The 15,681-nt window shown below is 72.3% G+C and carries 14 protein-coding genes; 11 read left to right on the forward strand and 3 right to left on the reverse strand.

The annotated features are described in order from the left end of the window. Window positions 1–19: 19 nt before the first annotated feature. The 6 genes from dxr (at window position 20) to Sdi02f_RS12780 (ending at window position 7,327) form a co-directional block, all read left to right on the forward strand. Window positions 20–1,276 (forward strand): 1-deoxy-D-xylulose-5-phosphate reductoisomerase, encoded by a 1,257-nt coding sequence (gene dxr / locus Sdi02f_RS12755; protein WP_030402247.1) that lies wholly within the window; start codon window positions 20–22, stop codon window positions 1,274–1,276. Then, window positions 1,273–2,577, forward strand: a complete 1,305-nt coding sequence (locus Sdi02f_RS12760) for a site-2 protease family protein (protein WP_167458158.1) — start codon at window positions 1,273–1,275, stop codon at window positions 2,575–2,577. The genes dxr and Sdi02f_RS12760 overlap by 4 nt, the downstream gene beginning before the upstream one ends. Window positions 2,578–2,832: 255 nt before the next feature. Then, a complete protein-coding gene (ispG, locus tag Sdi02f_RS12765; protein WP_053637720.1) occupies window positions 2,833–3,990 on the forward strand; it encodes a flavodoxin-dependent (E)-4-hydroxy-3-methylbut-2-enyl-diphosphate synthase in 1,158 nt (385 codons plus the stop codon). Between the two features lie 97 nt (window positions 3,991–4,087). Further along, the gene (locus Sdi02f_RS12770) at window positions 4,088–4,936 is read left to right on the forward strand and encodes a GNAT family N-acetyltransferase (RefSeq protein WP_031088318.1); all 849 of its coding nucleotides are present in this window, start codon (window positions 4,088–4,090) and stop codon (window positions 4,934–4,936) included. A gap of 71 nt (window positions 4,937–5,007) precedes the next feature. Next, the gene (locus Sdi02f_RS12775; protein WP_053637721.1) at window positions 5,008–5,550 is read left to right on the forward strand and encodes a GNAT family N-acetyltransferase; all 543 of its coding nucleotides are present in this window, start codon (window positions 5,008–5,010) and stop codon (window positions 5,548–5,550) included. 73 nt (window positions 5,551–5,623) lie between these two features. Then, on the forward strand, window positions 5,624–7,327 hold the full coding sequence (locus Sdi02f_RS12780) for a proline--tRNA ligase (RefSeq protein ID WP_108933253.1): 1,704 nt from the start codon (window positions 5,624–5,626) through the stop codon (window positions 7,325–7,327). A 355-nt stretch (window positions 7,328–7,682) separates the two neighbouring features. Here Sdi02f_RS12780 and Sdi02f_RS12785 read toward each other — a convergent pair whose 3' ends face one another. From Sdi02f_RS12785 to Sdi02f_RS12795, 3 genes are read right to left on the reverse strand one after another with little or no spacing between them, the layout of a single operon-like run. Continuing rightward, entirely contained in the window at window positions 7,683–8,618 is a 936-nt protein-coding gene (locus tag Sdi02f_RS12785; protein ID WP_053637722.1) for an aminoglycoside phosphotransferase family protein, read from the reverse strand. A gap of 39 nt (window positions 8,619–8,657) precedes the next feature. Beyond that, window positions 8,658–9,167 (reverse strand): ferritin-like domain-containing protein, encoded by a 510-nt coding sequence (locus Sdi02f_RS12790; RefSeq protein WP_030404970.1) that lies wholly within the window; start codon window positions 9,165–9,167, stop codon window positions 8,658–8,660. Then, window positions 9,164–9,730, reverse strand: coding sequence for a hypothetical protein (locus tag Sdi02f_RS12795; protein WP_108933254.1), 567 nt, complete (start codon window positions 9,728–9,730; stop codon window positions 9,164–9,166). Before Sdi02f_RS12795 ends, Sdi02f_RS12790 begins: the two co-directional genes overlap by 4 nt. A gap of 273 nt (window positions 9,731–10,003) precedes the next feature. On the opposite strand from Sdi02f_RS12795, the gene rimP reads away from it, so the two are divergent. From rimP to Sdi02f_RS12820, 5 genes are all read left to right on the forward strand, one after another. Then, entirely contained in the window at window positions 10,004–10,576 is a 573-nt protein-coding gene (rimP, locus tag Sdi02f_RS12800; RefSeq protein ID WP_108933255.1) for a ribosome maturation factor RimP, read from the forward strand. 2 nt (window positions 10,577–10,578) lie between these two features. Further along, window positions 10,579–11,577, forward strand: coding sequence for a transcription termination factor NusA (gene nusA, locus Sdi02f_RS12805; protein WP_030404967.1), 999 nt, complete (start codon window positions 10,579–10,581; stop codon window positions 11,575–11,577). 126 nt (window positions 11,578–11,703) lie between these two features. Then, complete coding sequence (locus Sdi02f_RS12810; protein ID WP_108933256.1) at window positions 11,704–12,009, forward strand: YlxR family protein; 306 nt, start codon at window positions 11,704–11,706, stop codon at window positions 12,007–12,009. Window positions 12,010–12,171: 162 nt separating this feature from the next. Then, window positions 12,172–15,216 (forward strand): translation initiation factor IF-2, encoded by a 3,045-nt coding sequence (gene infB / locus Sdi02f_RS12815; protein ID WP_030404966.1) that lies wholly within the window; start codon window positions 12,172–12,174, stop codon window positions 15,214–15,216. Window positions 15,217–15,368: 152 nt separating this feature from the next. Further along, a complete protein-coding gene (locus Sdi02f_RS12820) occupies window positions 15,369–15,662 on the forward strand; it encodes a DUF503 domain-containing protein (RefSeq protein ID WP_003973319.1) in 294 nt (97 codons plus the stop codon). The last annotated feature ends 19 nt before the right edge of the window (window positions 15,663–15,681 follow it).

Consider the following 15,681-nt stretch of genomic DNA (forward strand, 5'->3'; position numbering starts at 1 on the left):
TTGCGGACACAATGGGGGAATGAGCGACAGTCCAGCCCCACTCGCCGACCCCCACCTCGTCTACGACCCGGTGGCGGGCGACGGCCCGAAGGACGTGGTGATCCTCGGGTCCACCGGGTCGATCGGGACCCAGGCCATCGACCTCGTGCTGCGCAACCCGGACCGCTTCCGGGTCACCGCCCTGTCCGCCCACGGCAGCCGGGTCGCCCTCCTCGCCGAGCAGGCGTACCGGCTGAGGGCGCGGACCGTCGCCGTCGCCCGCGAGGACGTCGTACCGGCGCTGCGGGAGGCGCTCTCCGCCCAGTACGGGGCGGGCGAGCCGCTCCCCGAGATCCTCGCCGGACCGGAGGCGGCCACCCACCTCGCCGCCTCCGACTGCCACACCGTGCTCAACGGCATCACCGGCTCCATCGGACTCGCGCCCACCCTCGCCGCCCTGGAGGCGGGCCGCACCCTGGCGCTGGCCAACAAGGAGTCGCTCATCGTCGGCGGCCCGCTGGTCAAGGCACTGGCCAAGCCAGGACAGATCATCCCGGTCGACTCCGAGCACGCCGCCCTCTTCCAGGCGCTGGCCGCCGGCACCCGAGCCGACGTGCGCAAGCTGGTCGTCACCGCCTCCGGCGGCCCGTTCCGGGGCCGTACGAGGGACGAGCTGGCGGCCGTCACCGTCGAGGACGCCCTCGCCCACCCCACCTGGGCCATGGGGCCGGTGATCACGATCAACTCCGCCACCCTCGTCAACAAGGGCCTGGAGGTGATCGAGGCCCACCTGCTCTACGACATTCCCTTCGACCGCATCGAGGTGGTCGTGCACCCGCAGTCGTATGTCCACTCGATGGTCGAGTACACGGACGGATCGACGCTGGCGCACGCCACGCCCCCCGACATGGGCGGGCCCATCGCCGTCGGCCTCGGCTGGCCCGACCGTGTCCCCGACGCCGCGCCCTCCTTCGACTGGAGCAAGGCCTCGACCTGGGAGTTCTTCCCGCTCGACAACGAGGCCTTCCCCTCCGTCGACCTGGCCCGGCACGTCGGACAGCTCGCGGGCACGGCCCCGGCGGTGTTCAATGCCGCCAACGAGGAGTGCGTCGAGGCGTTCCGCTCCGGCGCGCTGCCGTTTCTCGGGATCATGGAGACCGTCACACGGGTGGTCGAGGAGCACGGCACCCCCCGTACGGGAACCTCACTCACCGTCGCGGACGTCCTCGAAGCGGAGACCTGGGCGCGCGCCCGGGCCCGGCAACTGGCGGCACAGACGGCGGAGGCCCGTGCATGACGACCCTGATGTTCATCCTCGGCATAGTCCTCTTCGCCGTCGGCCTGCTCTTCTCCATCGCCTGGCACGAGCTGGGCCACCTGTCCACGGCCAAGATGTTCGGCATCCGGGTCCCGCAGTACATGGTGGGCTTCGGGCCGACGCTGTTCTCGAGGAAGAAGGGCGACACCGAGTACGGGGTCAAGGCCATCCCGTTCGGCGGCTACATCCGCATGATCGGCATGTTCCCGCCCGGCGCCGACGGGCGCCTGGAGGCACGCTCCACCTCGCCCTGGCGCGGGATGATAGAGGACGCCCGCTCGGCCGCCTTCGAGGAACTGCAGCCCGGTGACGAGAAGCGCCTCTTCTACACGCGCAAGCCGTGGAAGCGCGTCATCGTCATGTTCGCCGGCCCGTTCATGAACCTCGTCCTCGCGGTGGTGCTCTTCCTCACCGTCCTGATGGGCTTCGGCATCTCGCAGCAGACCACCACCGTCAGCTCCGTCTCGAAGTGCGTCATCTCGCAGAGCGAGAACCGCGACGACTGCACCAAGTCCGACCCGGCCTCCCCGGCCGCCGCGGCGGGCCTCCGGGCCGGTGACAAGATCCTCGCCTTCGACGGCGTACGGACCGACGACTGGGACAGGCTGTCCGACCTGATCCGCGCCAACCCGGGCAAGGACGTCCCGGTCGTCGTCGAGCGCAAAGGCCAGGAGGTCACCCTCCACGCGACCATCGCCACCAACAAGGTCGCCAAGAAGGACTCCCACGGCCAGATCGTCCAGGGCGAGTACGTCACCGCCGGCTTCCTCGGCTTCAGCTCCGCCACCGGCGTGGTGAAGCAGGACTTCGGCCAGTCCGTGACCTGGATGGGCGACCGGATCGGCGACGCGGTCGACAACCTCGCCGCCCTGCCCGGCAAGATCCCCGCCCTCTGGGACGCGGCCTTCGGCGACGGACCGCGCGAGGCGGACTCCCCGATGGGCGTCGTCGGCGCAGCCCGCGTCGGTGGCGAGATCGCCACCCTGGACATCCCGCCCACCCAGCAGCTCGCCATGTTCGTCATGCTGGTCGCCGGGTTCAACCTCTCCCTGTTCCTCTTCAACATGCTCCCGCTGCTGCCGCTCGACGGCGGTCACATCGCGGGCGCGCTGTGGGAGTCGCTGCGCCGCGGCGCGGCCAGGGTGCTGCGCAGGCCCGACCCCGGGCCCTTCGACGTGGCGAAGCTGATGCCGGTGGCCTACGTGGTGGCGGGCGTCTTCGTCTGCTTCACCCTGCTCGTGCTGGTGGCGGACGTCGTCAACCCGGTGCGCATAGGCTGACGCCCGGACGGGCCGCGGAACGCGGGGCGACGACCCGACCTGCGGACTGTCCGACCGATCCGATGAGAAGCCTGGTCCGGAGAGCATGTCCCTCCGGACCAGGCTTCACTCCGCTCGCCCGGCAGAAGGACGCCAAAGGGTGCATCTGCCGTACGCCGCGTGCCCGGCGTTCATGTCGGTGCCGTAATCTCGGATGCCGGAGCCCGCCGCTGAACGGGGCCGGACCTTGATCCACGACTTGGGGTTGCACAGCAGATGACTGCGATTTCTCTCGGCATGCCGGACGTTCCGACCAGGCTCGCGGAGCGCCGCAAGAGCCGGCAGATCCAGGTCGGGCCCGTGGCGGTGGGCGGCGACGCCCCCGTGTCCGTGCAGTCCATGACCACGACCCGCACCTCCGACATCGGCGCCACCCTCCAGCAGATCGCCGAGCTGACGGCGTCGGGCTGCCAGATCGTCCGGGTGGCCTGCCCCACCCAGGACGACGCCGACGCGCTGCCGGTGATCGCGAAGAAGTCGCAGATCCCGGTGATCGCGGACATCCACTTCCAGCCGAAGTACGTCTTCGCGGCGATCGAGGCGGGCTGCGCGGCGGTCCGTGTGAACCCGGGCAACATCAAGCAGTTCGACGACAAGGTCAAGGAGATCGCCAAGGCGGCGAAGGACCACGGCACGCCCATCCGCATCGGCGTGAACGCCGGCTCCCTCGACCGCCGCCTGCTGCAGAAGTACGGCAAGGCGACCCCCGAGGCACTGGCCGAGTCCGCCCTCTGGGAGGCGTCGCTCTTCGAGGAGCACGACTTCCGGGACATCAAGATCTCGGTCAAGCACAATGACCCGGTCGTGATGGTCGAGGCCTACCGCCAGCTCGCCGCCCAGTGCGACTACCCCCTCCACCTCGGCGTCACCGAGGCCGGCCCCGCCTTCCAGGGCACCATCAAGTCGGCCGTCGCCTTCGGCGCGCTGCTCTCCCAGGGCATCGGCGACACCATCCGCGTCTCCCTGTCGGCCCCGCCGGTCGAGGAGATCAAGGTCGGCATCCAGATCCTGGAGTCGCTCAACCTCCGCCAGCGCGGCCTGGAGATCGTCTCCTGCCCGTCGTGCGGCCGTGCCCAGGTCGACGTCTACAAGCTGGCCGAGGAGGTCACCGCCGGCCTGGAGGGCATGGAGGTCCCCCTGCGCGTCGCCGTCATGGGCTGCGTGGTGAACGGCCCCGGCGAGGCCCGCGAGGCGGACCTCGGCGTCGCCTCCGGCAACGGCAAGGGCCAGATCTTCGTCAAGGGCGAGGTCATCAAGACCGTCCCCGAGTCGAAGATCGTGGAGACCCTCATCGAGGAGGCCATGAAGATCGCCGAGCAGATGGAGAAGGACGGCGTGATCTCCGGCGAGCCCTCGGTCTCCGTCGCGGGCTGAGCCGCCCGCGCATGCCGCGTCGCCCTGGGGGCGGCGCGGCATATGCACGACAGGTACAGTGCGGAGACCAGCAGATCTCAGGGTGAGGCCCCCGCACGTGTTGACGCAGACCACCTCCCGCGTGCTCGAACCGAGCGACCTGGACGCCGCGCTCGCCGTCCTCGACCGCGAGCCGGTCGCCAACGCGTTCGTGACCGCGCGCGTCCAGATCGCCGGACTCGACCCCTGGCGTCTGGGCGGCGAGATGTGGGGCTGGTACGAGCACGGCATGCTCACGTCCTTGTGCTACGCGGGCGCCAACCTCGTCCCGATCTGCGCCACTCCGCGCGCCGTCCGCGGTTTCGCCGACAGGGCCCGGCGGGCCGGCCGCCGCTGCTCCTCGATCGTCGGCCCGGCCGAACCGACCGCCCAGTTGTGGCGGTTGCTCGAACCGGGCTGGGGCCCGGCCCGCGAAGTCCGCGCCCACCAGCCCCTCATGGTCACCGACCGCCTGCCCGACGACATCGCCCCGGACCCGTACGTCCGCCGCGTCCGCAAGGACGAGATGGAACGGATCATGCCGGCCTGCGTGGCGATGTTCACCGAGGAGGTCGGCATCTCCCCGATGGCCGGCGACGGCGGCCTGCTCTACCAGGCCCGGGTCGCCGAACTCGTCGGCTCCGGCCGCTCGTTCGCCCGCTTCGACGCCGACGGCAAGGTCGTCTTCAAGGCCGAGATCGGCGCCGCCACCGACCGCGCCTGCCAGATCCAGGGCGTGTGGATGCACCCCGAGTACCGCGGCAAGGGCCTGGCGGCACCGGCCATGGCGGCGGTGCTGCGCCACGCCCTCGCGGACTTCGCCCCGGTGGCGAGCCTCTACGTCAACGACTTCAACACGGCGGCGCGACGGACGTACCTGCGGGTCGGGTTCCAGGAAGTGGGCGCCTTCATGAGCGTGCTGTTCTGAGACCCGTGTGCCCTCAGGTGCACCACCCGCACCGTCCACCCCGGCCGGAACACCCCTGTAGGCTCCCCGGCATGGACCTCGTGATCGGCCCACTGGACCTCTCCGCGCACGTGGACGAGGCGCTGGCCGTCCAAGCCGTCGCGTTCGGCCTCGGCCCCGACGAGGTGGCCGTCCGACGCCAGATCGTCCTGCGCCACATGACCTACCCGGGCGCCAGGGCCCTCGGCGCCACCGTGCGGGGCCGGCTCGTCGGCTTCGTCTACGGCATGCCCAACGACCGCGCCCACTGGTGGTCCACCGTCGTCGAGCCCTGTCTGCGCGCCGAGGGGACCGAGGCGTGGCTCGACGACTCCTTCGTCATCACGGAACTCCACGTCCACCCGGCCCACCAGAACCGCGGCGCGGGCCGCGCCCTGATCACCACGATCACCGACGCCGCCACCGAACCCCGCTCGATCCTCTCCGCGATCGACACCGAGAGCCCCGCCCGCGCCCTCTACCGCTCCCTCGGTTACCGGGACCTCGCCCGCCAGGTCCTCTTCCCCAGCGCCCCGAAGCCGTACGCGGTGATGGGCGCCACGCTGCCCCTGCGCAGGCCGTCGGCCGGTCGATAACCGATTTCCACCGCACCGGACCACCCGGCTAACCTCCTAGCACCACCCTTACGCAGCAGGAGACACGAGAACCATGGCCAACGCACCGGTCCAGCGCATGTCGAAGTTGATGGCGAAGACGCTGCGCGACGACCCGGCGGACGCCGAGGTCCTCAGCCACAAGCTGCTGGTCCGCTCCGGCTACGTGCGCCGCACCGCCGCCGGCCTGTGGAGCTGGCTGCCGCTCGGCAAGAAGGTCCTCGGCAACATCGAGCGCATCGTCCGCGAGGAGATGGACGCCATCGGCGCCCAGGAGGTCCAGCTCCCCGCCCTCCTGCCGCGCGAGCCGTACGAGGCCACCGGCCGCTGGGACGAGTACGGTCCCGAGCTGTTCCGCCTCCAGGACCGCAAGGGCGGCGACTACCTCCTCGGCCCCACCCACGAGGAGATCTTCACCCTCCTCGTCAAGGACCAGGCGTCCTCCTACAAGGACCTGCCGGTCATCCTCTACCAGATCCAGAACAAGTACCGCGACGAGGCCCGCCCCCGGGCCGGCATCCTGCGCGGCCGCGAGTTCCTCATGAAGGACTCCTACTCCTTCGACGTCGCCGACGAGGGCCTCGCCGAGTCCTACGCCCTGCACCGCGCCGCCTACCAGCGCATCTTCGAGCGCCTGGGCCTCGACTACCGCATCGTCGCGGCGACCGCCGGGGCCATGGGCGGCTCCAAGTCCGAGGAGTTCCTGGCCCCCGCCGAGGCGGGCGAGGACACCTTCGCCGACTGCCCGAACTGCGACTACGCCGCCAACACGGAGGCGATCACCTACGCGCTCACCCCGGTGGACGCCACGGACGTCCCCGCGGCGGAGGACATCCCGACCCCCGACACCCCCACCATCGAGACCCTGGCCGCCTCCCTCGGCGTACCGGCCTCGGCCACGCTCAAGAACCTCCTGGTCAAGGTGGACGGCGAGATCGTCGCCGTGGGCGTCCCCGGCGACCGCGAGGTCGACATGGACAAGGTCGAGGCGCACTTCGCCCCGGCCGCCGTCGAGCTGGTCACCGCCGAGGACTTCGTCGGCCGCACCGACCTGGTCCGCGGCTACGTCGGCCCGCAGGGCCTGGGCGAGAAGGTCACGTACATCGCCGACCCCCGCGTCGCGCCCGGCACCGCGTGGATCACCGGCGCCAACAAGGCCGACACGCACGCCAAGAACGTGGTGGCGGGCCGCGACTTCGAGGTCGACGAGTACGTCGACGTCGTAGTGGTCCGCGAGGGCGACCCCTGCCCGAACTGCGGCACCGGCCTGAAGCTGGACCGCGCCATCGAGATCGGCCACATCTTCCAGCTCGGCCGCAAGTACGCCGACGCCCTCAAGCTCGACGTCCTCGGCCAGAACGGCAAGCCGGCCCGCGTCACCATGGGCTCCTACGGCATCGGCGTCTCCCGCGCGGTGGCCGCCCTCGCCGAGCAGCACGCCGACGACAAGGGCCTCGTCTGGTCCAAGGAGGTCGCCCCGGCCGACGTCCACGTCGTCGCCGCGGGCAAGGCCCTGCAGACCGAGCTGGCCCTGGAAATCTCCGACAAGCTGGCCGCGGCGGGCGTCCGCGTCCTGGTGGACGAACGCGCGGGCGTCTCTCCCGGCGTGAAGTTCACCGACGCGGAACTCATCGGCGTCCCCCAGATCCTGGTCGCCGGCCGCCGCTCGGCGGAGGGCGTGGTCGAACTCAAGGACCGCCGCACGGGGGAGCGCGAGGAGGTAACGGTCGAGGAGGCACTGAGCCGCCTCACGAACTGACGACCACGGCAGCCGACCCCGGAGTGCCCTTGGGCACGCCGGGGCCGGGCCGCGAGCCCGGCGCAGCGGGGTGCCGCTGCGCCCCACCAGCTGGGGGGCGTGGCAACTGCCCGCAGCCGGTGGAGGGCGACGCGGCGGGGCAGCCGCGTACGGCGAGAAGGGGACGTGTCGGGGGGTGTCCGCCCGCAGCGGTTGGCGCGTCAACGGAGTCCACTTCTGTGGCCCACCGATTCCGCGCCGTTCCGAGGACGGACACCCCCCGACGCGGCCCCGACCCTCAACGCACCCCACCGCGCTACGCGCACCCCCACCCACCCCGCACAGGCGCCGCAGGCACCCCGCGCCGGACGCACCGTCACAGCCAGCCCGCGAACTCCAGCAACAACTCGGCGTCCTGCTCCCGCCCCACCCGCCGGGCCCGCACCCCCGACTCCACCGCCCGGAACAGCGTCCAGCCGCGCAGCCGTTCCTGATCGACCTCCAGCGACTCCGCGAGCCGCTTGATCCGCCGCCGAGTCGTGGACGCCCCCGACGGCTGGGCGATCAGGTCCTCCACCCGGTCCCGCACCAGCCGCGCCAGATCGAACGCGCTCTCCCCGACCACCGGATCGGGCCCCACCGCCAGCCACGGCATCCGGTCCCCGGCGAGCACCTTGCTCTGCCGGAACGTCCCGTGCAGCAACCGCCGCTCCGGCGGCTCGGCCAACAGCTCTGCACGCACCGCCAGCGCCGCGTCGACCAGCGGCGCCACCTGGCCGTCGGCCGCCGCGCCCGCCCGCATCGCCTCGGCCTGCCGCCCGGTCCGCTCGGCCACCGTCTCGAAGACGTGGGAGGCAGGCGGCTCCACCCACAGCCGCCGCAACGTCCCCGCCGCCTCCAGCAACGCCTTCGCCTCCGGCAACGACCGCACCGACACGTCCGGATGCAGCCGCTCGAGCAGCAGCACCCCCGCCTCGGCGTCGCCGGCCGCGCCCGCCGCGTCCGCCGCCCCGGCCCCGTCCTCGCGCACCTGCACGGCACCCAGCCCACCCCAGTGCACGAGCGCGGCCCGCTCACTCTCCGGCCGCGCCCGCCCCGGCGCGAGCTTCAGCACCGCGGGGGAACCCCCGGCCGTCCGCACCAGCACCACCAGGCTGCTGCGCCCGCCGGGCACCTGCACCCGCTCCACGGTCAGCCCACGCACCGCCACGGCCCGTTCCACCGTCTCGGGCAGCTTCGCCAACCAGTCGTCACCGTCCGGTGCCGTCTCGCCGAGCGCTCTGACCAGACGCCGCGGCGGTTCGAAAGCCATGCGCGAGCCGTTCCCTTCCCGTACGGAAAGCCGTACGCGTTACGCGGTAGGTGAAGCCGTCGACGGTGCCGTCGCCGTGCCGGAGGCACCCGGAGCGGACCCCCGCCCGGCCGGAGTGCCGGCCCGCTCGGCGAGCCCAGGGAAGGCTACGCTCCCGCCCCGCCAGCGCGCCGCACGGACCGCGGCCTCGCGCAGCGCCCCGGCCGCCGTGGACCGCCCGGCACCCTCGGCCGCCCGCACCAGGTCGGAGTAGACCCCGGCCACCCGGTCCTCCAACTCGGCCGCCAGCCGCACCGCCGCCGCCGAGTCCGGCACCGAGAAGGGGAGCGCGTACCCCGCCGCCGCGGCGACCGGCTTCCCGCCCAGCCCCCGCACCTCGCGCGCCAGCGCGTCCCGCCGCGCCCGATGCGCGTCGTACGCCGCCCGCGCCTCGGTGCGCCGGTCGTCGCCGATCCGCCCGCCGACGACGCCGTAGCCGTACACCGCCGCGTGCTCCGCCGCCAGCGCCGCCTGGAGGGCGTCCAGCCGCCCGTCCTCCGCCTTGCTCACCCGTCACCCTCCGTCAGCAGAAACACGTGCGCCGCCCCGGCCGCCGCGACCGAGGCCAGCAGCCGGGCCGACTCGCCCGGCACGTCGAGCAGCGCCCCGGCCCGCCGGTCGGCCAGCTTCCGCTCGGCGTCGGCGAGCAGGGCCAGGGCCCCCTTCTCGTCCGCCGGCACCGCGGCGGAGTCACGGGCAGCGGGCCCGGCGGCACGCGCGGAGGCCGACGGCGCCCCGGAAGGCGGCTCCGAGGGCGCGGCCGGGGGCGAAGCGGCCCGCACACCACCGAACGCCTCCGCGTGCCGTACGACCTCCTCCCGCAGCGGCGCCAGCCGTGCCGCCAGCCCGGGATGGGCCGCGATCACCGCCGCGTACCGGTCGGCCAGCACCTCGCTGTCCCGGGCCGCACGCGCGCGTACCCGGTCGGCGGCCGACGGACCGCTGCCGGGGCTCTCGGCGTCCGGCCCGCCGGTGCAGCCGGCGAGCAGGGCGGCCCCGGCCCCGGCGGCCGACGCGAGCAGGCTCCTTCTGCGCGGCCCCCGGGGCGGGCGCGGCGATACGGAAAGCGACACGGCAGACGTCCTCGACAGGCTCGTACGGGAAGCGGCGGCAGAACGACGGGCGACGACGGACACCCGCAGTGCGGCCTGCGGCCCGCCCGTGATCACGGTACCCGTGCCCCGCCCGGCCACCACTCATCGGCACCACGGGGCACCCACGGCCCCGGACCGGCGCCCCCGCCCCGCCCCACCGGGGTGGACGGCAACACCCCCGGCGACCGGATACCCTTTGACCAGACACGCGCACCGTCCCACAACAGCACACGCGGCCGAGGAGTCACCCGGATGAGCACCACCCAGAGCGAGAGGCTGCGAGAGCTGCTGGAGCCGCTCGTCGCCTCCCAGGGACTGGACCTCGAAGAGATCGCGGTCGACTCGGTCGGCCGCAGGCGTGTGCTGCGCGTGGTCGTCGACTCCGACGCCGGGGCGGACCTGGACCGGATCGCCGATGTGAGCCGCGCGCTCTCGGCGAAGCTCGACGAGAGCGACGCGATGGGCGAGGGGGAGTACACCCTCGAGGTCGGCACCCCCGGCGCGGAGCGCTCGCTCACCCAGCACCGCCACTACGTGCGCGCCACCGACCGCCTGGTCCGCTTCCAGCTCCACGAGGGCGGCGAGCTGGTCGCCCGGATCCTCGCCGTGGACGAGGAGGGGCTCGACCTCGAGGTGCCGGGCGTCAAGGGCCGCAAGGCCACCACCCGCAGGCTGCCCTTCGGCGACATCGACAAGGCACGCGTCCAGGTCGAGTTCAACCGCAAGGACGACAGCACGGCGGCCACCAAGAACGACGCGAACGCCAAGAGCACCAAGACCAACACGAACACCAAGAACAACAACACGAAAGAGGAGGAGGCGTAGCCGTGGACATCGACATGAGCGCCCTGCGGGGCTTGGTACGGGAGAAGGAGATCTCCTTCGACCTGCTGGTCGAAGCGATCGAGTCGGCCCTCCTCATCGCCTACCACCGCACCGAGGGAAGCCGCCGGCACGCGCGCGTGGAGCTCGACCGGAACACCGGACACGTGACCGTGTGGGCGAAGGAGGACCCCGACGACCTCGAGGAGGGCCAGGCGGCCCGCGAGTTCGACGACACCCCCTCCGACTTCGGCCGCATCGCCGCCACCACCGCCAAGCAGGTCATCCTGCAGCGGCTGCGCGACGCCGAGGACGACGCGACGCTCGGCGAGTACGCCGGCCGTGAGGGCGACATCGTCACGGGCGTGGTCCAGCAGGGCCGCGACCCGAAGAACGTGCTGGTCGACATCGGCAAGCTGGAGGCCATCCTGCCGGTGCAGGAGCAGGTGCCGGGCGAGGAGTACCCCCACGGGACGCGCCTGCGGTCCTACGTGGTCCGCGTCGCCAAGGGCGTGCGCGGCCCGTCCGTGACGCTGTCGCGCACGCACCCCAACCTGGTGAAGAAGCTCTTCGCCCTCGAGGTGCCGGAGATCGCCGACGGCTCCGTCGAGATCTCCGCGATCGCCCGCGAGGCCGGCCACCGCACCAAGATCGCCGTACGCTCCACCCGCTCCGGCCTGAACGCCAAGGGCGCCTGTATCGGCCCCATGGGCGGCCGGGTGCGCAACGTCATGGGCGAGCTGAACGGCGAGAAGATCGACATCGTCGACTGGTCGGACGACCCGGCCGAGATGGTGGCGAACGCGCTCTCCCCGGCCCGCGTCTCCAAGGTGGAGGTCGTGGACCTGGCGGCCCGCTCCGCGCGCGTGATCGTGCCCGACTACCAACTGTCGCTGGCCATCGGCAAGGAGGGCCAGAACGCCCGGCTCGCCGCCCGGCTGACCGGCTGGCGGATCGACATCCGCCCGGACACCGAGCAGCCCGACGACCAGCCTGCGCAGTAGGCGCCGGAGCAGCCGCGGGAATAGATCCAAGCCGCACGCCGCTGAGATCACGACAGCTTTGCGTGCGGCACGTGTTCGATTCTTGCCCCGGAGGGGTGAGGTCGGTCCGGGGAGGTAGACTTAGGAGTGTCTGGCCGGACGCGTACCCGAGTATGCCCCGAGCGCACCTGCGTGGGGTGCCGGGGGCGAGCGGTCAAGAGCGAGCTGCTGCGCACCGTCGCGGTCGAGGGTCAATGCGCCCCCGATCCACGCGGTACGCTGCCCGGCCGGGGTGCGTACGTCCACCCCGTGCCGGTCTGTGTCGACCAGGCAGTGCGCCGCAAGGCGTTCCCGCGGGCGCTCCGCGTCCCGGGTCCGCTCGACGTAAAGGCGTTGCGCCACTACGTCGAGCAGGCACAAGGTTGCGACAGGGCTGCTGACGGCAGCATGTGAGCAACGTGGTAAGGAAGACGGTGCCGCACGGAACCCCGCGCGGCCTGGTACCTCGCGAGTCGAAAGCAGGTCGAGATTGCGATGAGCACTCGATGAGTACGCGATGAGTACGCCCATGAACTAGCGACGGTCCGGACGCAACCCGGACCTCAGAGGAGCGAAGTGGCTAAGGTCCGGGTCTACGAACTCGCCAAGGAGTTCGGTGTCGAGAGCAAGGTCGTCATGGCCAAGCTCCAGGAACTCGGTGAATTCGTCCGTTCGGCGTCTTCGACGATCGAAGCGCCCGTAGTACGCAAGCTGACAGACGCCTTCCAGCAGGGTGGCGGCAACGGCCGGGCAGCCGGTCGTCCCGCGGCCCCGAAGAAGGCTGCCCCCAGGCCGTCGGCGCCCTCCCCGGCGCAGGCGGCCCGCCCGGCTGCGCCCCGTCCGGGTCCGGCGGCTCCCAAGCCCCCGGCCGCCCAGCAGCCCGCGGCGCCGTCCGCCCCGACGCCGGGCCCGCGCCCGACGCCGGGTCCCAAGCCCGCGCCCGCGCCCCGTCCGGCCCCGGCCGCCCCGGAGTTCACCGCTCCGCCGGCCGCACCCGCCGCTTCGTCCCCGGCTCCGGCCGGTCCGAAGCCCGGTGGCGCGCGTCCCGGTGCTCCCAAGCCCGGCGGCGCCCGTCCGTCCGGTCCGGGTCAGGACCGCGGCCAGCAGGGCGGCCAGGGCCGTCCCGGTGGCCAGCGTCCCGCCGCCCCGGGCCAGCGCCCCGGCGGCCGTCCCGGCGGTCCGCGTCCGGGCAACAACCCCTTCACCTCCGGCGGCAACGCCGGCATGGCGCGCCCGCAGGCGCCCCGTCCGCAGGGCGGTCCCCGTCCGGGCGGCCCCGGCGCTCCCGGCGGCGGCCCGCGTCCGCAGGGTCCCGGCGGCCAGGGCGGCGGTCCCCGTCCCCAGGCTCCGGGCGGCAACCGCCCGACGCCGGGCTCGATGCCGCGTCCGCAGGGCGGCCAGGGCGGTCCCCGTCCCGGCGGTCCGCGTCCGAACCCCGGCATGATGCCGCAGCGTCCGGCTGCCGGCCCGCGTCCCGGCCCCGGTGGCGGCGGTCGCGGTCCCGGCGGTGCCGGTCGTCCCGGCGGCGGCGGTCGTCCCGGTGGCGGCGGCTTCGCCGGCCGTCCCGGTGGCGGCGGCGGTCGTCCCGGTGGTGGCGGCGGCGGTTTCGCCGGCCGTCCCGGCGGTGGCTTCGGCGGCGGCGGTGGCCGTCCCGGCTTCGGCGGCCGTCCCGGCGGTCCCGGTGGCCGCGGTGGCACGCAGGGCGCCTTCGGCCGTCCCGGCGGTCCCGCGCGTCGCGGTCGCAAGTCGAAGCGGCAGAGGCGCCAGGAGTACGAGGCCATGCAGGCCCCGTCGGTCGGCGGCGTGATGCTGCCTCGCGGCAACGGCGAGACCATTCGCCTGTCGCGCGGTGCCTCGCTCACCGACTTCGCGGAGAAGATCAACGCCAACCCGGCGTCGCTCGTCGCGGTCATGATGAACCTCGGCGAGATGGTCACCGCGACCCAGTCCGTCTCCGACGAGACGCTCCAGCTCCTCGCCGACGAGATGAACTACACGGTTCAGATCGTCAGCCCGGAGGAGGAGGACCGCGAGCTGCTCGAGTCCTTCGACCTGGAGTTCGGCGAGGACGAGGGCTCCGAGGAGGACCTGGTCGTCCGTCCTCCGGTGGTCACCGTCATGGGTCACGTCGACCACGGAAAGACCCGACTGCTCGACGCCATCCGCAAGACGAACGTCATCGCGGGCGAGGCCGGCGGCATCACCCAGCACATCGGTGCCTACCAGGTCGCGACCGAGGTCAACGACGAAGAGCGCAAGATCACCTTCATCGACACCCCGGGTCACGAGGCGTTCACCGCCATGCGTGCCCGCGGTGCCCGGTCGACCGACATCGCGATCCTGGTCGTCGCGGCCAACGACGGCGTCATGCCGCAGACGGTCGAGGCGCTCAACCACGCCAAGGCGGCCGAGGTCCCGATCGTCGTCGCGGTCAACAAGATCGACGTCGAGGGTGCCGACCCGACCAAGGTGCGCGGTCAGCTGACCGAGTACGGCCTGGTGGCCGAGGAGTACGGCGGCGACACCATGTTCGTCGACATCTCCGCCAAGCAGGGTCTGCACATCGACTCCCTGCTGGAGGCCGTGGTCCTCACCGCGGACGCCTCGCTCGACCTGCGGGCCAACCCGAACCAGGACGCGCAGGGCATCTCCATCGAGTCCCGTCTCGACCGCGGCCGCGGTGCCGTGGCGACGGTCCTCGTGCAGCGAGGCACCCTGCGGGTCGGCGACACGATGGTGGTGGGCGACGCCTACGGCCGCGTCCGCGCCATGCTCGACGACAACGGCAACAACGTCGCCGAGGCGGGCCCGTCCACGCCGGTCCAGGTGCTGGGTCTGACCAACGTGCCGGGCGCCGGTGACAACTTCATCGTGGTCGAGGAGGACCGTACGGCCCGCCAGATCGCGGAGAAGCGCGCCGCCCGCGAGCGCAACGCCGCGTTCGCCAAGCGCACGCGCCGCGTGTCGCTGGAGGACCTGGACAAGGTGCTGAAGGCCGGCGAGGTCCAGCAGCTCAACCTGATCATCAAGGGCGACGCGTCCGGATCGGTCGAGGCGCTGGAATCCTCCCTGCTCCAGCTGGACGTCGGCGAAGAGGTCGACATCCGCGTCCTGCACCGCGGCGTCGGTGCGGTCACGGAGTCCGACATCGACCTGGCGATGGGCTCCGACGCCATCGTGATCGGCTTCAACGTGCGCGCCGCCGGGCGTGCCGCGCAGATGGCCGAGCGCGAGGGCGTGGACGTCCGGTACTACTCGGTCATCTACCAGGCGATCGAGGAGATCGAGGCGGCCCTCAAGGGCATGCTCAAGCCGGAGTACGAAGAGGTCGAGCTGGGCACGGCGGAGATCCGCGAGGTCTTCCGCTCCTCCAAGCTGGGCAACATCGCGGGTGTCCTCATCCGCTCCGGCGAGGTCAAGCGCAACACCAAGGCGCGCCTCCTGCGCGATGGCAAGGTCATCGCGGAGAACCTCAACATCGAGGGTCTGCGTCGCTTCAAGGACGACGTCACCGAGATCCGCGAAGGCTTCGAGGGCGGTATCAACCTCGGAAACTTCAACGACATCAAGGTCGACGACGTCATCGCGACGTACGAGATGCGCGAGAAGCCGCGGGTGTAAGCACCGCGTCTTCCGGGAGTGACCGGTCCGGGGCCGGTCGGCGGAGCACAATATCCGTCGATCGGCCCCGGCCGTTCGTTGTACGGTTCTGGTGTCCCCGCCCGTTCGCGGCGGGGCCATCGATCCCGGACCGGCGGGTGAACCGGTTGCACATGTATGTGGGGACGCTGTCCTTCGACCTCCTCCTCGGCGACGTACATTCGCTGAAGGAGAAGCGCTCCGTCGTCCGTCCGATCGTCGCCGAACTCCAGCGGAAGTACGCGGTGAGCGCGGCGGAGGTGGAGCACATGAACCTCCATCGCCGGGCGGTCGTCGGCCTGGCCCTGGTGTCCGGCGACGCGGGCCACCTCAGCGACGTACTCGACCGGTGCGAACGGCTGGTGGCCGGCCGCCCCGAGGTGGAACTGCTGTCGGTGCGACGGCGCTTCCACGGCGACGACGACTGACCAGATCGGGCAGAAGACC

The sequence above is a fragment of the Streptomyces ardesiacus genome, assembly GCF_003112575.1.
In the GTDB taxonomy this organism is placed as follows: Bacteria; Actinomycetota; Actinomycetes; order Streptomycetales; family Streptomycetaceae; genus Streptomyces; species Streptomyces ardesiacus.